Here is an 18,865-nt window from a genome sequence, read left to right as displayed (position 1 = left end):
ATGGCAGAATTTCCAACGACGGCCCGGGTGGTCATCATCGGCGGCGGGGTGGTCGGCACCTCGACCCTGTACCATCTGGCGAAAGCGGGCTGGAAAGACTGCGTTCTGCTGGAGAAAAACGAACTGACGGCGGGATCGACCTGGCATGCGGCGGGCAACGTGCCGAACTTTGCCGGGTCCTGGGCCGTGATGAACATGCAGCGCTATTCCGCATCCATGTACCGGACGCTGGGTGATGATGTCGGTTATCCGATGAACTATCACGTCACCGGCGCGATCCGTCTGGCGCATAACAAGGAACGTATGCAGGAATTCGAGAAGGTCGCCTCGATGGGGCGCTATCAGGGCCTGACAATGGACATCTGCACGCCCGATGAACTGAAGGAGCATAACCCTTTCATCGAGACACATGATCTGGCGGGCGGCCTCTGGGATCCGCTGGATGGCGACATTGACCCTGCGCAGTTGACGCAAGCTCTGGCCAAAGGCGCACGGGAAGCGGGCGGGCGGATCGAGCGGTTCTGTCCGGTCGTTGGTATTGAGCGCGATGGTGACGAGTGGATCGTTAAAACGGAAAAAGGTGACATCCGCTGTGAATATGTCGCCAACTGTGCGGGCTATTATGCGCAGCGCGTCGGTGAGATGTTCAAGCCATTCGGTGGCCGCACGGTGCCCATGGTGGTCATGTCCCACCAGTACTTCCTGACCGAACCAATTGCGGAACTGGAAGCCTGGACCAAGGAGCACGGGCGCAAGGTGCCGATGATCCGCGATGTGGACATAAGCTATTATCTGCGCCAGGAAAAAACCGGTCTGAACCTCGGGCCTTATGAGCGCAATTGCAAAGCGCATTGGGTGACGCCCGACGATCCGATGCCCGAAGATTTCTCGTTCCAGCTATATCCCGATGATCTGGAGCGGTTGGAGTTCTACATCGAAGATGCGATGGAACGGATGCCGCTTCTGGGCACGTCCGGTGTCGGGCGCAACATCAACGGGCCCATTCCATACGCGCCTGACGGTCTGCCGATGATTGGCCCGATGCCGGGCGTGAAAAATGCTTTCGAAGGGCATTCCTTCACCTTCGGGATCGCGCAGGGCGGCGGTGCGGGTAAGTGCCTCAGCGAATGGATCATGCATGGCGAGACCGAGCTGGATATGTGGGCCGTCGATCCGCGCCGCTATACCGATTACGCCGATCACGACTATTGCCTGTCGAAAGCGCTGGAAACCTATGGCCACGAATACGCGATGCATTTCCCGCATCACGAATGGCCCGCCGGGCGCAACAAGAAGCATTCCCCGAACCACGACGCGTTGATCGCTGCTGGTGCTCAGATGGGCGCCTATAACGGCTGGGAGCGAGCCAACTGGTTTGCCAAGGAAGGTGACGACACCTCCGAAGAGGCGACCCATACATGGGACCGTCAGGGACCGTGGACACAGCGCGTCAAGGAAGAGGTCGAAGCGGTGCGCGACAACGCCGGCGTGCTCGATATGGTGGGATTTTCGCGCTACACGCTCAGTGGCGAGGGTGCTGCGGAATGGCTGCGCGGTCAGATTGCCGGGGCGCTGCCCAAGGCGGGCCGGATGAACCTGGGTTATTTCACCGATAGTCGCGGAAAGATCGTCACCGAGGTCACCATCATCCGTTGGGGGGAGGATGATTTCTGGCTGATGACCGCTGCCGTGGCGCAATGGCATGACTTCGAGTTCCTGCAAAAAGCGCTGCCTGCTGATGGATCACTGACCCTGACGGATATCACCAAGCAGTGGTCCACCCTCCTGCTGACTGGCCCGAAATCACGCGAGATGCTGGCCAGCGTTACCGAAGGGGCCGATCTTTCGACAGGCTGGTTGACCCTTCAGGACGCCACCGTTGCAGGCAAAGCCGCAAAACTCATGCGGATCAGTTTTGCGGGCGAACTCGGCTGGGAGGTACACACCGCGTTTGACGACAGCCCGGCCGCTTATGCCGCGTTGAGCGAGGCGGGTGCTGTGCCCTTTGGCATGTACGCGTTGAATTCCATGCGGATCGAGAAAGGTTATCGCACCTGGAAAGGCGATCTTTCCACCGATTACTCTTTGCTCGAAGGGGGCATGGAGCGTTTCATTCGCTTCGAGAAACCACAGGATTTCCCCGGCAAGGCGGCTCTGCTCAACGAAAAGCAGCAGGGATCGAAAAAGCAATTTGTCACCCTGATCGTTGACGCGCCGGAACAGGACGCGCCCTATATGTCGCCGCTTTTCCATAACGGCGAGGTTGTGGGTGAGACCACCTCCGGTGACTGGGGGTATCGGATCAACAAATCTGTGGCCCTTGGCATGTTGCGCAAGGACCTGACAGAACCGGGCACCGAGGTTGAAGTGGAAATCTACGGCAAGCGGTGCAAAGCCACTGTGCAACCGGATCAACCGCTGTGGGACCCTGAAAACGAAAGAATCCGGGCGTGACCCAAATCACGCTTCTTGATGGCGGTATGGGACAGGAGCTGATCCACCGTGCAGGGGATCGGCCGACGCCATTATGGTCGACCCAAGTGATGATGGATCATCCGGGTATGGTGCAGGGCGTACATGCGGATTTCTTTGCCGCGGGTGCAACGATTGCCACCACAAACACCTATGCCATCCACCGGGACCGCCTGGAAGACGCCGAGGTTGCCGGGCAGTTTGAGCGCCTGCATGCAGCAGCCCTTGCGGAAGCGAAAGCGGCCCAAGCCGCTCATGGGTCCGGCAGGATCGCAGGGGCCATCGGACCATTGCGCGCCAGCTACCGCCCTGATCTGCACCCCGCATCGGATGTGGCCGTTGCCTTGTTCGGAGAGGTGGTGCAAACACTGGCGCCGCAGTGCGATTTTCTGATTTTCGAAACCGTGGCCTCTGTTGCGCACGCGCGCGACGGGCTGAAGGCCGCGCGCCGGACGGATCGACCGGTTTGGTTGTCCTTGACGGTCTCGGACACTGACGGCACGCGCCTGCGGTCAGGTGAACCGCTGGCGGAGGTGTTGGAGATTGCACGTGGCGCCGATGCGGTGTTGATCAATTGCTCTGCCCCCGAAGCAGTCACGCAGGGCCTTCCGATCATCGCTGATCTGGGCCTGCCTTTCGGCGGCTATGCCAATGCGTTCGAACTCATCACCGAGGATTTTCTGAAAGAAAAACCAACCGTCGACGCGCTCAAAGCCCGCCGTGACATGGGGCCGCGCGCCTATGCCGGTTACGTCATGGAATGGGTGGGGCTTGGCGCAACAATTGTCGGGGGCTGTTGCGAAGTCAGCCCCGATCACATCGCCGAAATTGCCAGGCGGCTGCAAGCTGCCGGTCACACAATCATCTAGGGAAACTATTCATGGCTTTGCCTCCGTCGCACGCGCGTGTTGTCATCATTGGGGGTGGCGTTATCGGCTGCTCCGTCGCCTATCACCTTACCAAACTGGGCTGGAAAGATGTGGTCTTGCTGGAGCGCAAGCAACTGACGTCCGGTACGACATGGCATGCTGCCGGGTTGATCGCGCAGCTTCGGGCAACCGCCAATATGACCAAATTGGCGAAATACTCCCAAGAACTCTACGGCAATCTTGAGGAAGAAACTGGGGTGGCCACAGGCTTCAAACGGTGCGGATCTATCACCGTCGCGCTGACAGACGAGCGGCGCGAGGAAATTTTGCGACAGGCGGCCATGGCGCGCGCTTTTGGCGTGGATGTCGAAGAGATTTCAGCGCAGGAGGTGAAATCCCGATATGAGCACCTGAACATCGAGGGTGTCACCGGCGCGGTCTATCTGGACAAGGACGGGCAGGGCGATCCGGCAAATATCGCGCTGGCTTTGGCCAAGGGCGCGCGTCAGGGCGGCGCGCAGGTGATCGAGCGCACGCGCGTGACATCCATTCGCCGCGAGGGGCGTCGTGTCACCGGTGTCGATTGGGAACAGGGTGGTGAGAGCGGTTTCATCCAAGCGGACATGGTTGTGAACTGCGGTGGGATGTGGGGTCATGAAGTAGGCCGCATGGCGGGTGTGAACGTGCCGCTGCATGCTTGTGAGCATTTCTACATCGTGACGGAGGCTATTCCGGGCCTGACGCAATTGCCGGTCCTGCGGGTGCCGGATGAATGCGCTTATTATAAGGAAGATGCGGGCAAAATGCTGCTGGGCGCCTTTGAGCCCAATGCCAAACCCTGGGCGATGAATGGCATTCCGGCGGATTTTGAATTCGATCAACTGCCCGAGGATTTCGACCATTTCGAGCCTATCCTTGAAGCGGCGGTGGAGCGTTTGCCGATGTTGGCCGAGGCTGGCATTCATACGTTTTTCAACGGGCCGGAGAGTTTCACGCCTGACGACGCCTACCATCTGGGTCTGGCGCCAGAGGTGGATAATTTCTGGGTGGCGGCCGGGTTCAACTCCATTGGTATCCAGTCGGCTGGTGGGGCGGGTATGGCCCTGGCGCAGTGGATGCAGGATGGCGAAAAACCCTTTGATCTGGGCGATGTGGATATTTCCCGCATGCAGCCCTTTCAAGGCAACAAGACCTACCTCTTTGAACGTTCGAAAGAAACGCTTGGCCTGCTTTATGCCGATCACTTCCCGTTCCGGCAGAAGGAAACGGCGCGTGGCGTGCGCCGGACGCCGTTTCACCAGCACCTTCTTGATAAAGGCGCTGTCATGGGGGAGCTGGCAGGATGGGAACGGGCAAACTGGTTCGCCGATCCGGGTCAGGATGCGGCCTACAGCTACAGCTGGAAACGGCAGAACTTCTTTGACAACGTTGCCCGCGAAGTGGCGGCCATCCGGAACAATGTCGGCATGTACGATATGTCGTCCTTCGGCAAAATCCGTGTGGAAGGACGCGACGCAACCGCTTTCATGAATTACGTTGGCGGCGGTCAATATGATGTGCCGGTCGGCAAAATCGTCTATACGCAGTTTCTGAACCATCGCGGCGGTATTGAGGCGGATGTGACCGTTACCCGCCTGAGCGAGACGGCCTTTCTGGTCGTGACGCCCGCCGCAACACGTCTGGCGGATCAAACCTGGATGATGCGCCATGTCGGCGATTTCAACGTGGTGATCACGGACGTGACCGCGGGCGAAGGTGTTCTGGCCGTGATGGGACCCAATGCACGTAAGCTCTTGCAGGCGGTTTCGCCCAATGATTTTTCCAATGAGATCAACTCTTTTGGCACCGCACAGGAGATTGAGCTTGGCATGGGGCAGGCGCGGGTGCATCGCGTGACCTACGTTGGTGAGCTTGGCTGGGAAATCTACGTGAGCAGCGATATGGCGGCTCATGCTTTTGAAACCCTGCACGCGGCAGGGCAGGAGATGGACCTGAAACTCTGTGGCATGCATATGATGGATTGTGCACGGATCGAGAAGGGTTTCCGGCACTTCGGGCATGACATCACCTGCGAAGACCACGTGCTGGAGGCGGGGCTGGGTTTCGCGGTGAAAACAGACAAACCGGATTTCATCGGTCGCGATGCGGTTCTGCGCAAGAAAGAAGAAGGGTTGTCCAGCCGGTTGCTCCAGTTCCGTCTGACGGATCCGGAACCGCTGCTCTATCACAATGAACCGGTGATCCGGGACGGCGAGATCGTGGGTTACCTGTCGTCTGGGTCTTATGGGCATACATTGGGCGGTGCCATGGGCCTTGGCTATGTGCCCTGCGCTGGAGAGACCGCCGCCGACGTGCTGGCATCGCGTTATGAGATCGACGTTGCCGGCACAAGAGTTGCCGCAGAAGCCTCCCTCAGACCCATGTATGATCCTAAGTCCGAGCGGGTGAAAGCTTAGCGGTGAACCCATGCGTTTCTGATGGGCCGCAAATAGCGTTCCCCTCCCCGGCAAGGGGTTGAACATCGGCGTGGGTTCTGCGAGCAGACCCCATGTCCTCCGATTACATGCCACCGCAAGGCCCGCTTGCGATCTTGCACGAAGACGCCGAGGTCTTGCTGGTCGATAAACCGGCGGGCCTCTTGTCTGTGCCCGGCAAGGGGCCACATCTGGCCGACTGTCTGCTGTCACGTGTTCAGGCTGTCTTCCCCGATGCTTTGTTGGTGCACCGATTGGATCGCGATACGTCGGGGGTCGTGATTTTTGCACTGACCCCTTATGCCCAACGTCATCTCGGTCTTCAGTTCGAAAAGCGAATGACAAAAAAGACCTATGTTGCGCGTGTGTGGGGTGTGCCGGGCGAAAAGTCTGGTACGGTCGATCTGCCCCTGATTGTCGACTGGCCCAATCGTCCAATACAGAAGGTTTGCCATGAGACAGGTAAACCCGCCCAAACAGATTGGCGCGTTTTGAAGGATGAGCAGACCACAGCGCGGGTGCGTCTGCAGCCGCATACCGGGCGCAGTCACCAGTTACGCGTTCACATGCTCAGCCTTGGTCACCCCATTTTGGGCGATCCCTTTTACGCGACCGGTCCGGCCCGGGAGTTCGACCGCTTGATGCTGCACAGCCAGGAACTGCGATTCAATCACCCGCAGGGCGGTCGCTCCATGAAAGTCCGCGCCCCTCTTCCTTTCTGAAGCTGCGTGTCATCTGAAATCTCAATTTTGCCACTTGACATGATACCATATGGTTTCATAAAAGAGATACCAATCGGTATCATAAAGGAGGATACATGGCTCCGGTACAATCCACTTTTCGGGCTCTGGCCGATCCGACGCGGCGCGATATTCTCGTCCTGCTGCGGCACCGTGATCTGACAATTGCCGAAGTTGCGGAAAATTTCGACATGACGCGTGCCGCCGTCAAAAAGCACCTCACGGTGCTGTCGGACGGTGGGCTCATTACCGTCCGTGCAAGCGGGCGCGAACGCATCAACACGATTAACCCCAAAGGCATTGAGCCGATCGTCGATTGGCTCAAGTTCTTTGACATATTCTGGGACGACCGCCTCTCAACGCTCAAAACTATCATTGAAAAGGACAAGAAATGACCCAACCAACATTGCGCAAAACGATTTATCTCAAAGCATCACGTTCCGAGGTCTGGGCATTTCTGACCGAACCGGAAAAGCTGGCCCAATGGTTTCATGCGCCACAGAAAACGCTTGAGAAGGGTCAAAAACTGGAGATGTTTGGCACCACCTCCGGGGATCTGCTCATTTGGGGTGAGGTCAAGGAAGCGCGCGCGCCCGAATATCTGGAGTACACTTTCACGGTAAAGCCGATGGGCGATGCGGTGAGCCTCGTCAAGTGGACCTTGGCGGAAGTCGCAGGAGGTACTCAACTGTCGCTGGAGCATTCTGGCTTGCCAGCCGCCGCAGAAGCTTTCGACCTTGTGCTGGCACTCGACAACGGCTGGGACAAACACTTCATCCAGATGCGCGAAGCGATCCACGAACCCGTACCTGCATAGGCCTTTCGAGGCTATCATCATGGCGGCCTCCTTTGGTGAACGCGAAGTTCATCAGGGGACGCCAGTCATGAGGACGCCCGAACCCGCATCTGGAACAGTGATCGGTTCTGCGTATCCACGCGCCAGACGAGACCACCAATAGTCGATCGACCGAGCCCGTAAGGGGAACGCCTGATCACATCGGTATTGGCAAATAGAAACCGCCGCGGCAGAAACCGCGGCGTTTTTTGTTGGAGGTTCTGCGGTCGCAATTCCCGCAGAAGTGTCTTCCTATTCGGCCGCCCAGCCAGAGACGGCTTTGACTTCGAGAAATTCCTCCAATCCATAAGTCCCGCCTTCACGGCCGTTTCCGGATTGTTTGTATCCACCAAAGGGTGAGCCTTGTGCAAATCCCTGTCCGTTGGTTTCGACCATTCCTGAACGCAGACGTCTTGCGACGCGGCGGCGTTTTTCATCATCTTCGGTCTGGATGTAGTTGGTCAGGCCGTAAGGCGTATCGTTGGCAATCGCGATTGCTTCTTCTTCGCTCTCGAACGGGATGATTGACAAAACCGGGCCAAAAATCTCTTCGCGGGCGATTGTCATTTCGTTGGTAACATCCGCAAAGACTGTCGGTTTGACGTAGTAGCCGCGATTGAGTCCATCCGGACGACCCAGGCCGCCCGCCACGAGGCGCGCTTCACCCATACCAACCTCGATGAGCTTCTGAATCTTGTCGAATTGCGCCTTTGAGACAACCGGGCCGATGTGTTTACCTTCTTCGGATGCCGGGCCGACATGTGTGCCCATGGCCGTTTCCGCCGCCATTTCGACAGCCTCGTCATAGCGTGATTTATGCACAAGCATCCGGGTGGGTGCGTTGCAGGATTGACCGGTATTCCGGAAACAGCGCACCGCGCCGGATTTTGCTGCTTTAGGGTGCGCATCCTCAAAAATGATGTTGGCGCCCTTTCCACCCAACTCAAGGCTGACGCGTTTGAGCGTGTCTGCTGCGGCTTTCGAAATGGCGATGCCGGCGCGGGTCGAGCCGGTAAAGCTCACCATATCGACCTCCGGGTGTGCGGATAGCTGGCTGCCAACACCCGCGCCGTCGCCATTGACCATATTGAAAACACCGGCAGGAAAACCCGCCTCATGCACGAATTCCGCAAAGAGCAGGCCGGACAATGGTGCAATTTCCGAGGGTTTGAGGACCATGGTGCAGCCCGTCGCCATGGCTGGAACGGCCTTGAGGATGATCTGGTTCATTGGCCAGTTCCAGGGCGTGATCAACGCGCAAACGCCAATCGGTTCCAGCAAGGTCTTTTCCGTCGATGTGAAATCGCGCTCGAAGCTGAAGTCTTCGAAGGCCTTGAGAAATCCATCCAGATGCCAGCTGCCCGCGCCCACCTGCTGGTTGCGGCTGAGTTCCATCGGCGCGCCCATCTCCATCGACATGGCTCGGGCCATTTCATCGGAGCGCGCGTTGTAGATTTCAAGTAAACGCCGCATCAAGCCCGTGCGTTCTTCCTTGCTCGTCCGGGACCAGCTGTCAAAAGCCGCACGCGCAGCAGCGACTGCGGCATCCGTGTCCGCCTGATCGCCCAGAGAAATAACGGCGCATTGTTCTTCGGTCGACGGATCGATCACAGCAAAATCATTTGCCGTTGCGGGGGCGACCCATTGACCGTTGATGTAGAAATCACGTTTTTCCAACATGGGTTCTCTCCTTTTTCCTTTGGGACCGCGGGGTGCGGTGTAGCGTGGATTCGCGGCACTCTGTCACTGGGTTTGATCCTCTGCAAGAGAGGGGATGAAAGACGCGCGCGAACGTATTAGGTTAACGAACATTAGATACTGTTAGCATTGCACCGGAGGACACCATGGGCTTGCGCATCAACGACACCGTTCCGAATTTGACGGTCGAAACAGACCAAGGCACAATTCAATTGCACGACTGGATTGGCGACAGCTGGGCGATTTTGTTTTCCCACCCCAAAGATTTCACGCCGGTATGCACAACCGAGTTTGGGGCTGTGGCGCAGCTGGCAGACGAATGGGAAAAGCGAGGCACCAAAGTCATCGGTGTTTCGGTCGACGGCGTCGAGGATCACAAGAAGTGGAAAGGTGACATTGAAACCTTCGGCGGCGCAAAAGCCGGTTTCCCGATCATCGCCGACGATGGCCTTGAGGTTTCCAAGGCTTTTGACATGCTGCCAGCCGAGGCATATTTGCCCGATGGTCGCACGCCCGCAGACAGTGCGACGGTGCGGTCGGTTTTCATCATTGGGCCCGACAAACAATTGAAGCTGTCGATGACATACCCGATGACCGTGGGTCGGAACTTTGCCGAGGTCCTGCGGGCATTGGACGGACTGCAAATGTCCATCGGCAAAGGCGTTGCAACGCCTGCCAACTGGAATGTCGGGGATGATGTGATCATTCCTGCAACTGTGTCAGATGAGGACGCAAAGGCAAAATTTGGTGAGTTCAACAAGATCTTGCCCTACCTGCGGACCACGAAAGCACCCCAATAACCTGATCTTGGGGCGGCGTGTATTGCGCCGCCTCAAAGTGGCAATTCGGTTGTCGATTTAAGCTCTTTCAAAACAAAGCTCGAATGCACTTCGCGAACAATCGCGTTGCGCAGGAGTGTATGGGTCATGAAGTTCTCATAGGCTTCGACATCTGCCACGCGAATCTTCAATTGGTAATCAGCCTTTCCGGAAGTCGCATAGCATTCGACGATTTCGGGATGGCCTTCGATCAGACTGGCGAACCCGGAAACCGTCTTTTCTGAGTGGTCGGTGAGTGTGATCGCGGCCAGAACACTCAATTTGCAATCAAGCTGATTGGGGTCCAGTAAAGCCACCCGCGCACGGATGAGCTTTGCACTTTCGAATTCCTGCAATCTGCGCCAGACGGTGCTTTGTGCCATGCTACACCGCTCGGCGAGTTGTGCCAGCGACAGCCCCGAATCGCGTTGAATTTCCCGCAATAATCGCTGATCCGAAGCTGATATTTTCATTTTTCCGCTCAGTTGGGATTTCTTGTGACAATAGCTGGCGCAGATAAAACAAAAAAGCCCCAGCGATCGCTGAGGCATTCCCGTTTGTGTTTACAGTCGCTTTAGATAGGGCGACGGCGACGCGCCATAACGCCGATTGTGCCAAAGGCTGTGAGGAACAATAGCGCGGAGGCTGGAACCGGTACGACAGCGGCCCGCGCCTCTGACGCCAGAATGCGATGCGTGGCGGATGTCGGGTGGACCGCGTCAGCAAAGAGGAAACTGTTCACCTGTTCCAGGGTCAACCCACCGTCGGTAACGCAGTTTGGCCCAAGATCGTTTGCGAAGCTGATCGTGCAGGGCAAGGTGACATTAGTAAAATCATAGATACCTTCCGGGCCAAGAGGATCATTCAGAGCATCGTTAAACAAGGCGAACGTATCGACCGTGTAGATGTTCAACCCGGCATTTTGCAGGTCAGCGATGTTGCTTTGAAGCTGATTGTTGAACGCCAATGTTGCGTCGGTGGCGTTCTGCTGATTGTCGGCGTCGAACACAGCATATGAGGGTGTAAGTCCAAGATCGGGCAAATTGGGAATGATGAAATCGTCGAACAGTCCGCGCGTGGATGTGGCAATGCTCTCGACCTGTTGGGTCAGCAGGTTTGCGGCATTCCGAGCGTCCTCCAGACGGGTATCACCCGCAAGCGTGTTGAACAGATCGTTTGCACCGAACCATACGGAGACAAGGGGGTTATTTCCTGGCTCAATAGCGTCGAAAAATGGCGGCACGGGCACGTCCAGAAAAAGATTCGCGGAAAATGCCTGAATCTGACCTGCAAATGTGGAAATCGGTGTCCGAGGCGCGGCTACCGGACCGGCAGTTGCTCCGCCAATCGCGTAATTCTGAGTGTTCTTGCCAGCGGCTTCGAAATCGTCTGCCAGGAACTCTGTCCAAACTTTCCCGTTTGAAAATCGCCCGTCCAGGCTGGGTGCAGATAAAAATCCCGGACCCGCTTTCCCATCATCCGAGAGGCTGTCGCCAAACGCATAGTAGCTGGTGAAAGTGTCTGCCAATGTGCTGGCCTGCGCCGTTGTCGCCAGGCCGAGCGCGATTGTCGTTGCAATAGCTGTTGTCTTCATAACTGGCCCTCCCAAGCCTATTTGGGAGAAATTAGCACTGTTTCGGTGGCTGCACAGGATGACCCTGCGGCAATTTATCAGGACGCTACGTCAAAAAAACCCCGGCGCGATGGCCGGGGTAATTGAGTCTTCGAAGATCAAGCAGTGATTACTCGTCTGCTGTCGCTTCCTCTTTTTTGATCTCTTGGCCAGTTTCCTGATCAACCACCTTCATCGACAGGCGCACCTTGCCGCGGTCATCAAAGCCCAGAAGTTTGACTTTAACTTCCTGACCTTCCTTGAGAACATCCGACGGGTGGTTCAGGCGGCGGTTCTCGATCTGGGAGACATGCACGAGGCCGTCGCGCTTGCCGAAGAAGTTCACGAAAGCACCAAAGTCGACGATCTTCACGACGGTGCCAGTGTAGACCATGCCTTCTTCGGGTTCGGCTACGATGGAGTGGATCATGTCGTAGGCTTTCTTGATCGAATCGCCGTTCGGAGACGCGATCTTGATGGTGCCTTCGTCGTTGATGTCCACTTTCGCGCCCGAGACTTCCACGATTTCGCGGATGACCTTGCCGCCGGAGCCGATGACTTCGCGGATTTTATCCGTTGGAATCTGCATCGTCTCGATACGGGGTGCGTGGACAGAGAAGTCCGCTGCACCGGTGATGGACTTTGCCATTTCACCCAGGATATGCATCCGGCCGTCTTTGGCTTGAGCCAGCGCTTTTTCCATGATCTCGGGCGTGATGCCCGCGACCTTGATGTCCATCTGCAAGGAGGTGATGCCGTTCTCGGTGCCTGCGACTTTGAAGTCCATGTCGCCCAAGTGGTCTTCATCGCCCAGAATATCGGACAGGATCGCGTAAGAACCGTCCTCTTCCAGGATCAGACCCATGGCCACACCGGCCACCGCGTTCTTCAGCGGTACACCTGCGTCCATCATCGACAGCGATCCACCGCAGACCGACGCCATCGAAGACGAGCCGTTGGATTCGGTGATCTCGGAGACCACGCGGACGGTGTAGGGGAAGTCGGTGGCTGCGGGCAGAACCGCCTGCAACGCGCGCCACGCCAGTTTGCCGTGACCGATTTCGCGGCGACCTGGAGGGCCCACGCGGCCCGCTTCACCAACCGAATAGGGTGGGAAGTTGTAGTGCAGTAGGAAGTTGGATTTGAAGTTACCGTGCAGCGCATCGATGAATTGCTCATCGTCGCCAGTGCCCAGCGTGGTCACGACCAGACCCTGCGTTTCACCGCGGGTGAACAGCGCAGACCCGTGGGTGCGGGGCAGAAGGCCGGTTTCACAGACGATGTCACGGATTTCGTCGGTTTTCCGTCCGTCGATCCGCTTGCCGGTTTTCACCACGTCGCCGCGCAGGATCGAGGCTTCAAGGCCTTTCATCGCGGAGCCGAGGTTCGGGTCCTCTGCCTGCTCTTCGCTCAACGCTGCCATAATCTTCTCGCGGGCGGCGGCCACGGCGGTGGTGCGCTCCTGCTTGTCGGAGATCGCGAAAGCCGCGCGCATGTCTGCTTCGCCAGCAGCGGCGATGGCCGCAGACAGCTCGGAATAATCCGCAGGCTGATAGTCGAAGGGCTCTTTGGCCGCTTCTTCTGCCAGGCTGATGATCAGGTCGATCACCGGTTGGATTTGCTCATGTGCGAATTTCACCGCACCCAGCATTTCCTCTTCGGTCAGCTCGTAAGCTTCGGATTCGACCATCATCACAGCATCTTTGGTGCCAGCGACAACCAAATCCAGACGTTGTTCCGGGTTTAGACGCAGGTCCTGCATGTCATCGACGGTCGGGTTCAGAACGTATTCGCCATCCTCGAAACCGATGCGGGCACCGGCAATCGGGCCCATGAAGGGCGCGCCGGAAATCGTCAGCGCGGCGGAGGCCGCGATCATCGCAACCATATCGGGATCATTGACCAGATCGTGGGAAAGCACGGTGCACATTACCAGCACTTCGTTTTTGAAGCCCGGTACGAACAGCGGGCGGATCGGACGGTCGATCAGGCGTGCGGTCAGTGTTTCTTTTTCAGTTGGGCGCGCTTCACGCTTGAAAAAACCGCCAGGCACTTTGCCGGCGGCGTAGTATTTTTCCTGATAATGCACGGTCAGTGGAAAGAAATCCTGACCCGGCTTTTGTTTCTTGGCAAAGGTGACGTTTGCCATGACGCTGGTTTCGCCCAGCGTTGCAATCACCGACCCATCCGCTTGACGGGCCACTTTTCCAGTTTCCAGTGTGAGCGTCTCTTCGCCCCACTGCATCGACTTTTTCGTTTCGTTGAACATCTAGGTTCCTCAAGTTGGCCCATTGGCCATTTGCATAGGGGGCGTATTCCCCCTGACCCCGGTATCTTCTTTTGGCGGCGCTGAGGTCCGGGCGCCGGCTTTCAGATTGCGGGTACGTACACGAGAAATAGAGTATTGGAAAGAGACGCCGTGCGCTTCAGGCAAACCAATTCATGCCAGCAATCACAGCGATACTGCCTGCAAAAATACCGTTTGCCGAAATCCGTGCAGAAGGTTTCCGTTTCCGAACTGTTGGTACAACTTTCTGAAACTGATCCTCGCGCCATGGTGCTATCGATCAGGGGGCGTTTTCACCCAGGATTCGTGAAAACAAACCGACAACAAAGGCTGTTGTCATGCCGAACATCAATATACCGGTGACTGAAACCATCGCACCAGCAATCCGAAAACCAGGATCGAGAACCACGTCGCCGTAACCCACTGTCGTGTAGGTGACCAATGCGTAATAGATAGGCGCTTCATATCCAGGCAGCGCGCCAGCGGCCCACAGAGAAAACGCGCTGATATAGATTTGAAGGGTGTGCGAGAAGAGCAGCACAAGGAAAAGAGCGCAGACCGTCAGAATCTGATGCCGCGTATTTCGATGTTCTGCAAAGTGATCATGGTTGCGCAGATACCGTACAAGACGCGCAACGATCAGGATATGCAGCAATGAGCAGACGAGAAGCACAGCACTGCCAAACATGATTTGGAATAGGACGGGCATAGGTGTTCAGGTCTGCGCTGGTTCGACGTTTCCGATGGTCTAAGGTGTCAGCGCGATGTTGTCCAATCGCGTTAGACTTGGGAGAGTGTGGCCAGCACGACGACGGCCATCATTGAAAGAGCCATCGCAACGTTGATAGCGCGCTGGCTTTTTGCAGGCAGGTCCATCTTGCGCAAGGCAATGCCAAGCCAGAGCCAACTGAAATGGATCGGAATCCAGATGGCATTTACGATCAGAAATTTCAGCGCGATCTCGAAGACAAGGTTCTGAGGCCAGAAACCGAAACCTGTAAATAGCGTGGTGTTTACCGCATAGGCTTTTGGATTGATGGCTTGCAACATGATGCCACCGATGATCCCGGGCGGGCTGGCACGTTCGATAAAGGCGATCTTGGTGCCGGCAAATGCGATGCGACAAGCCAAGTAGGAGAGGTAGGCGACTGAAGCGATAAAGAGGATTGTACGCAGTCGGTCATCTGCCAAAATGGCGGCTGTCAAACCGCTTACGATGGCAAGGCAGACCAGGTTGGTGCCAATGAAAAGACCGGTCACGTATCTGGCACCGGCGCGCGCGCCAAATGCAGCGCCCACGCCGGCCGTCGAAAGAACACCGGGCCCGGGTGTTGCCATGAGGAAAAAGACAGCAGCAGCAAAAGTCAGCATGCGCGCAACCTAATGGACCTTATGAGGAGGTAAAGGGGGGCGCCACACAAAGAAAAACCACGCCGATGCGGGCGTGGTTTTATGGGTTTTCCGGGCTGATGAGGTAGTTTTCTAAAAACGGCAGGCACCCGGATGTTCGGATAACAGATCGTTATCTGCGCAGGCCAAGGCGTTTGATGAGGTCCTGATACCGGGCTTCATCTTTGGCTTTGGTGTAGTCAAGAAGTTTGCGGCGCGTGGCCACCATCTTGAGAAGACCGCGGCGGCCGTGGTTGTCTTTCTTGTGTGTTTTGAAGTGCTCGGTCAGGGTCGCAATGCGCGACGACAGAATGGCGACTTGCACCTCAGGCGAACCGGTGTCGCCTTCTTTGGTGGCGAATTCCTTCATGACGCGTGCTTTTTCTTCAGCAGTAATCGACATCGGGGTCTCCTTTTTCAAAAGAGTTACGGGAATGGCGCAAGCCGGGATGTCGTCCAGCGTAGGCCCATGGAGAAGTAGCTTTGGGGAGATTCCCTTCGGCGATGCGCGTATAGGCGCGTTTGCCGGAAATGGCAAACGGAGAATCATCCTTGCTGATGTCGGAATAGAAGAGGCCGGACCTCTTTGAATTAAGCGGGCTCCAGCCCGATCGCTTCTGCAGAGCTCAAGGGGATGAGTGTCAGGTCAGCCACACTCAATTCGGTGTCGCCGTAAATTTCAGCAACACTGACACCATTCATCGATATGTGCATGACTTCCGGGTCGTCGGGATCCGGGTCAACCGTGACATCCGGTTCGTCGGCGCTGATACTGGTATCATCCCACACCAGCATGAGGCTATCGTGCTCTGGCTCATAGTCCAGAATCTCCGCGCCGTTGCCTTGCGTGATCCAATCCCCAAGCAAGAAGTCATCATTGCCTTCGCCGCTCGCAGCAATGTCGTCTTCTCCAAGAATGAGGATATCGTCACCACTGCCCCCATTGAGGTAGTCACCTTCGTCGGTATCCATGATTCCGACCGTATCGGGATCATCTACGATACCGTTGAGAACATCACTGCCGAGCCCGCCGAAAATCAGGTCCGAGCCTGCGCTGCCCCCCAGTTGATCATCGCCGTCACCGCCTTCAATGTAGTCCGTTTGCTCAGTGCCAGCGATCACATCCGCGGATGCGTCACCGGAGATGTGAGAAATATCCAATGTGTCGAACTGTGTCAGCAAGTCGCCGGTTTCCAACGTGATTTCAGTGTCTTCAAGGGCATCGTCGTCTTGATCTTCATCGATCTCTCCCGGCTGGATTGCGACAAACGATGCCGCTCCTACCCCTGCCAGACCTACCAAACCGGCCAACCACAACATGACGAAACCCTCGTTAACGTATTTACCCGTTCGCATGCGAATTGGTCTTTTCACCCTCACAAGCGATCGCCTGTTGTTAGGCCGAAATTCTAACCAATCGGTTAACGCTGGTCCGATCTCGCCCAGATTTCAGGGAGTTTTGAATAGGCGAGATAGAGCGGGTGTCTTGGGTGCCCCTCCTTTGAAAGGCCCAGGTGGTAAAGCGGTTTGTCCAATTCCGACAGTAAATCGGCAACAGAATTACCCCTTTCTTGGTGCGCGCCATGAACGCCCCAGGCGACAATCACCTGATCGGCCCATAACGCGGAAGCGCGCAATACCGCGTCGTTCAAAGGGCCAATCGGTTCTTTCGCGCGGCGCATTGCTGTTGGATCCGTGTCTCGCCAGGCAAAAATATTCGTGACACGAAAAGCCCCGAACCCCAGATGCTCGGCCCGTCTCTGACAGCGTTCGACGGTTGGGTCATTGCGAATCTCGTCGGCTTTCGATGGATTCAGCATGATAAAGTTCACTTTGGGCCGTGTCTCGTCCCAGACCCGCGTCAACCGGTATCTGTAGTTGCCGCAATCCGAGTAGGCGGCTTCCGACCAAATGTTATTGTCCTGATGCGTTCTGACCTTCATGGCCGTGTCATGCCAGCACGCTTCGAATAGAACAAGGCCGCCCTAGGCAACGGCGGCCTCATTCTTACTTTGGGTGTGTTTTAGCCGATAGCGACTTCGCGTTTGCGTGGCAGATCAAGCACTTCACCGCGCAATTCAAGAACGGCTGCAGCCACCAGCGCGTAAACGATGTGACCCCAGAGCGCGACCCAGGTGATGCCGGTGAAACCAAGGAAAGGTTTCATGCCTGCCACCAGATGCGCCATGCCGTAAAGGGCAAAAGCCCAGAGAGCGACGCCGTATACGGTTGCGGTGATGCTCCAGTGCAACTGGGGAAGAACAGCGCGTTGAACGGGGCGGGCGATGGCAAAATATCCGATCACGTAGAACAGCAAGCCGGTGACCGTGTGCAACATATAGGCCGCGCCGGAAGGGGCCGCTCCAAAGACAGACTTGAGCGTGGCACCTGCAAGACCGACAGGGGCCAGCTTTGCGTAGCCAAAGAGGGGGCTGAGCGCTTGACCAAAGGTGTCGAAGGCGATTGTGGCAAATGCGCCGGCGGTCAGCAGGGTAAGGACAGTGCGTTTCATATCAGAGCTCCGCGTTGGGAAAGGGTTCATGCGTCTGATCCCGATATGGCGATAAATCCCGACCCTTTGGAGAGGCCTCACGCAGGGCTTACCCAGCTGTGATGTTTCGTAATAAATTCTGAAACAATTCAATGGTTTTGGTGACATCCGCGCGAGGAATGCGACAAATTGAAATATTTGGAACCAATCAGTTCTCTATATTGATTACGCGGCTTGGATGCAGCTCGCCGGACTTGAAGCGCCCGACCGCCACGGCACGCCCTTCATAGGACGCCCAGCACTCATCGCCATATTCGACATCCGTTGTCAGAACCATGCCGGGATTACCGTTGCGCAGGCGTGTGACGCCCTCCGGCGTGGCTTTGACTTCGGGCAAGGACGTCAAAGCTTCCTCAAGAGGGTGCAGATGTGCGTCGAGCGCGGGACTGCGTGCCATGTCGTCGACTTGCTCAAGCGATAGCCCGTCTTCGGCGTCCCAGGGGCCCGACCAGATCCGGCGCAACTCCCTTACATGGCCAAAGCACCCCAGCGCATTACCCAGGTCGCGCGCGATCGAACGCACGTAACCCCCCTTGCCGCAAACCAGCTCTAACGTCACATGATCCGCGTCCGGTCGATCAACGAGCAACAGGCTCTCCACGTAGAGCGGGCGGGCAGCTATCTCCATCGTCTCACCGTCGCGGGCCCGTTTGTAAGCGCGCTCGCCGTCTATCTTTACGGCGGAAAACTGCGGGGGCACCTGTTCGATATCGCCTATGAAGGCGCCAAGCGCATCCTTGATGTCCTGATCATCCGGGCGTTGCGCGCTTTCGGCAATCACTTCCCCTTCGGCATCATCGGTATTCGTGGCCTGTCCCAGTCGGATGGTGAACTCATAAGCCTTCAAAGCATCGGTGACGTAGGGCACCGTTTTGGTGGCTTCGCCAAGGGCAACGGCCAAAACGCCTGTCGCGTCAGGATCCAAGGTCCCCGCATGACCTGCCTTTTTGGCATCCAGCGCCCAACGGACCTTGTTCACAACTGCGGTAGACGTGAGCCCTGCTGGTTTGTCCACGATCAGCCACCCGGAAATGTCTCTGCCTTTGCGTCTGCGTGCCATGGTGTCCTCGATTTTCTTGCGATTGGCGCGATAACCCGCCTTTGCCTGGACGGCCAGCGA

Annotated in this window: 18 protein-coding genes; 7 read left to right on the top strand and 11 right to left on the bottom strand. The window is 56.9% G+C overall.

The annotated features are described in order from the left end of the window. The 6 genes from ACOTTU_RS08360 to ACOTTU_RS08335 all read left to right on the top strand — a co-directional run bounded on the left by ACOTTU_RS08360 (position 1) and on the right by ACOTTU_RS08335 (position 7,372). Entirely contained in the window at positions 1 to 2,454 is a 2,454-nt protein-coding gene (locus ACOTTU_RS08360) for a GcvT family protein (RefSeq protein WP_425657277.1), read from the top strand. Beyond that, a complete protein-coding gene (locus ACOTTU_RS08355; protein WP_425657275.1) occupies positions 2,451 to 3,341 on the top strand; it encodes a homocysteine S-methyltransferase family protein in 891 nt (296 codons plus the stop codon). The genes ACOTTU_RS08360 and ACOTTU_RS08355 overlap by 4 nt, the downstream gene beginning before the upstream one ends. A gap of 11 nt (positions 3,342 to 3,352) precedes the next feature. Further along, positions 3,353 to 5,797 (top strand): GcvT family protein, encoded by a 2,445-nt coding sequence (locus ACOTTU_RS08350; protein WP_425657274.1) that lies wholly within the window; start codon positions 3,353 to 3,355, stop codon positions 5,795 to 5,797. Positions 5,798 to 5,889: 92 nt separating this feature from the next. Beyond that, positions 5,890 to 6,537 (top strand): RluA family pseudouridine synthase, encoded by a 648-nt coding sequence (locus tag ACOTTU_RS08345; RefSeq protein ID WP_425657272.1) that lies wholly within the window; start codon positions 5,890 to 5,892, stop codon positions 6,535 to 6,537. 95 nt (positions 6,538 to 6,632) lie between these two features. Beyond that, entirely contained in the window at positions 6,633 to 6,950 is a 318-nt protein-coding gene (locus ACOTTU_RS08340) for an ArsR/SmtB family transcription factor (protein WP_425657270.1), read from the top strand. Next, on the top strand, positions 6,947 to 7,372 hold the full coding sequence (locus ACOTTU_RS08335) for an SRPBCC family protein (RefSeq protein WP_298915563.1): 426 nt from the start codon (positions 6,947 to 6,949) through the stop codon (positions 7,370 to 7,372). The genes ACOTTU_RS08340 and ACOTTU_RS08335 overlap by 4 nt, the downstream gene beginning before the upstream one ends. Positions 7,373 to 7,642: 270 nt before the next feature. On the opposite strand, the gene ACOTTU_RS08330 is transcribed toward ACOTTU_RS08335, so the two are convergent. Further along, positions 7,643 to 9,070, bottom strand: a complete 1,428-nt coding sequence (locus tag ACOTTU_RS08330; protein ID WP_425657267.1) for an aldehyde dehydrogenase family protein — start codon at positions 9,068 to 9,070, stop codon at positions 7,643 to 7,645. Positions 9,071 to 9,234: 164 nt separating this feature from the next. Here ACOTTU_RS08330 and ACOTTU_RS08325 point away from each other — a divergent pair, with 164 nt between their 5' ends. Continuing rightward, a complete protein-coding gene (locus ACOTTU_RS08325) occupies positions 9,235 to 9,888 on the top strand; it encodes a peroxiredoxin (RefSeq protein WP_298915559.1) in 654 nt (217 codons plus the stop codon). Between the two features lie 32 nt (positions 9,889 to 9,920). Here the strand turns inward: ACOTTU_RS08325 and ACOTTU_RS08320 are convergent, their stop codons facing one another. The 10 genes from ACOTTU_RS08320 to truB form a co-directional block, all read right to left on the bottom strand. Continuing rightward, positions 9,921 to 10,379 carry an Lrp/AsnC family transcriptional regulator gene (locus ACOTTU_RS08320; protein WP_425657265.1) on the bottom strand — a complete coding sequence of 153 codons (459 nt, stop codon included), beginning with the start codon at positions 10,377 to 10,379 and terminating at the stop codon, positions 9,921 to 9,923. A 101-nt stretch (positions 10,380 to 10,480) separates the two neighbouring features. Further along, a complete protein-coding gene (locus tag ACOTTU_RS08315) occupies positions 10,481 to 11,500 on the bottom strand; it encodes an SGNH/GDSL hydrolase family protein (RefSeq protein ID WP_425657264.1) in 1,020 nt (339 codons plus the stop codon). 148 nt (positions 11,501 to 11,648) lie between these two features. Then, positions 11,649 to 13,787 carry a polyribonucleotide nucleotidyltransferase gene (gene pnp / locus ACOTTU_RS08310; RefSeq protein ID WP_298915551.1) on the bottom strand — a complete coding sequence of 713 codons (2,139 nt, stop codon included), beginning with the start codon at positions 13,785 to 13,787 and terminating at the stop codon, positions 11,649 to 11,651. Positions 13,788 to 14,085: 298 nt separating this feature from the next. After that, entirely contained in the window at positions 14,086 to 14,514 is a 429-nt protein-coding gene (locus ACOTTU_RS08305; RefSeq protein ID WP_425657261.1) for an ion channel, read from the bottom strand. Between the two features lie 71 nt (positions 14,515 to 14,585). Then, on the bottom strand, positions 14,586 to 15,176 hold the full coding sequence (locus ACOTTU_RS08300) for a LysE family translocator (protein ID WP_425657259.1): 591 nt from the start codon (positions 15,174 to 15,176) through the stop codon (positions 14,586 to 14,588). A gap of 151 nt (positions 15,177 to 15,327) precedes the next feature. Next, positions 15,328 to 15,597: a 30S ribosomal protein S15 gene (rpsO, locus tag ACOTTU_RS08295; RefSeq protein ID WP_011566963.1), complete on the bottom strand. Its 270-nt coding sequence runs from the start codon at positions 15,595 to 15,597 to the stop codon at positions 15,328 to 15,330. A 188-nt stretch (positions 15,598 to 15,785) separates the two neighbouring features. Continuing rightward, positions 15,786 to 16,550, bottom strand: coding sequence for a hypothetical protein (locus tag ACOTTU_RS08290; protein ID WP_425657257.1), 765 nt, complete (start codon positions 16,548 to 16,550; stop codon positions 15,786 to 15,788). A 65-nt stretch (positions 16,551 to 16,615) separates the two neighbouring features. Next, positions 16,616 to 17,137, bottom strand: coding sequence for a DUF1643 domain-containing protein (locus tag ACOTTU_RS08285; RefSeq protein ID WP_425657255.1), 522 nt, complete (start codon positions 17,135 to 17,137; stop codon positions 16,616 to 16,618). Positions 17,138 to 17,217: 80 nt separating this feature from the next. Continuing rightward, positions 17,218 to 17,706 carry a hypothetical protein gene (locus ACOTTU_RS08280; RefSeq protein WP_425657254.1) on the bottom strand — a complete coding sequence of 163 codons (489 nt, stop codon included), beginning with the start codon at positions 17,704 to 17,706 and terminating at the stop codon, positions 17,218 to 17,220. Between the two features lie 187 nt (positions 17,707 to 17,893). Further along, entirely contained in the window at positions 17,894 to 18,805 is a 912-nt protein-coding gene (gene truB, locus ACOTTU_RS08275) for a tRNA pseudouridine(55) synthase TruB (RefSeq protein WP_425657253.1), read from the bottom strand. Positions 18,806 to 18,865: the final 60 nt, after the last annotated feature.

The organism is Roseobacter sp. EG26 (assembly GCF_049830555.1).
In the GTDB taxonomy this organism is placed as follows: Bacteria; Pseudomonadota; Alphaproteobacteria; order Rhodobacterales; family Rhodobacteraceae; genus Roseobacter.
Note: the sequence above shows the minus strand (reverse complement) of the source record. Positions and strands in the feature narration are given on the sequence as shown.

Bases quoted from the DNA above. Each gene is read 5' to 3' on its own strand.
- ACOTTU_RS08360 (WP_425657277.1), top strand. From the start codon at position 1: ATGGCAGAATTTCCAACGACGGCCCGGGTGGTCATCATCGGCGGCGGG.
- ACOTTU_RS08350 (WP_425657274.1), top strand. From the start codon at position 3,353: ATGGCTTTGCCTCCGTCGCACGCGCGTGTTGTCATCATTGGGGGTGGC.
- ACOTTU_RS08345 (WP_425657272.1), top strand. From the start codon at position 5,890: ATGTCCTCCGATTACATGCCACCGCAAGGCCCGCTTGCGATCTTGCAC.
- ACOTTU_RS08340 (WP_425657270.1), top strand. From the start codon at position 6,633: ATGGCTCCGGTACAATCCACTTTTCGGGCTCTGGCCGATCCGACGCGG.
- ACOTTU_RS08335 (WP_298915563.1), top strand. From the start codon at position 6,947: ATGACCCAACCAACATTGCGCAAAACGATTTATCTCAAAGCATCACGT.
- ACOTTU_RS08330 (WP_425657267.1), bottom strand. From the start codon at position 9,070: ATGTTGGAAAAACGTGATTTCTACATCAACGGTCAATGGGTCGCCCCC.
- ACOTTU_RS08325 (WP_298915559.1), top strand. From the start codon at position 9,235: ATGGGCTTGCGCATCAACGACACCGTTCCGAATTTGACGGTCGAAACA.
- ACOTTU_RS08320 (WP_425657265.1), bottom strand. From the start codon at position 10,379: ATGAAAATATCAGCTTCGGATCAGCGATTATTGCGGGAAATTCAACGC.
- ACOTTU_RS08315 (WP_425657264.1), bottom strand. From the start codon at position 11,500: ATGAAGACAACAGCTATTGCAACGACAATCGCGCTCGGCCTGGCGACA.
- pnp (WP_298915551.1), bottom strand. From the start codon at position 13,787: ATGTTCAACGAAACGAAAAAGTCGATGCAGTGGGGCGAAGAGACGCTC.
- ACOTTU_RS08305 (WP_425657261.1), bottom strand. From the start codon at position 14,514: ATGCCCGTCCTATTCCAAATCATGTTTGGCAGTGCTGTGCTTCTCGTC.
- ACOTTU_RS08300 (WP_425657259.1), bottom strand. From the start codon at position 15,176: ATGCTGACTTTTGCTGCTGCTGTCTTTTTCCTCATGGCAACACCCGGG.
- rpsO (WP_011566963.1), bottom strand. From the start codon at position 15,597: ATGTCGATTACTGCTGAAGAAAAAGCACGCGTCATGAAGGAATTCGCC.
- ACOTTU_RS08290 (WP_425657257.1), bottom strand. From the start codon at position 16,550: ATGCGAACGGGTAAATACGTTAACGAGGGTTTCGTCATGTTGTGGTTG.
- ACOTTU_RS08285 (WP_425657255.1), bottom strand. From the start codon at position 17,137: ATGAAGGTCAGAACGCATCAGGACAATAACATTTGGTCGGAAGCCGCC.
- ACOTTU_RS08280 (WP_425657254.1), bottom strand. From the start codon at position 17,706: ATGAAACGCACTGTCCTTACCCTGCTGACCGCCGGCGCATTTGCCACA.
- truB (WP_425657253.1), bottom strand. From the start codon at position 18,805: ATGGCACGCAGACGCAAAGGCAGAGACATTTCCGGGTGGCTGATCGTG.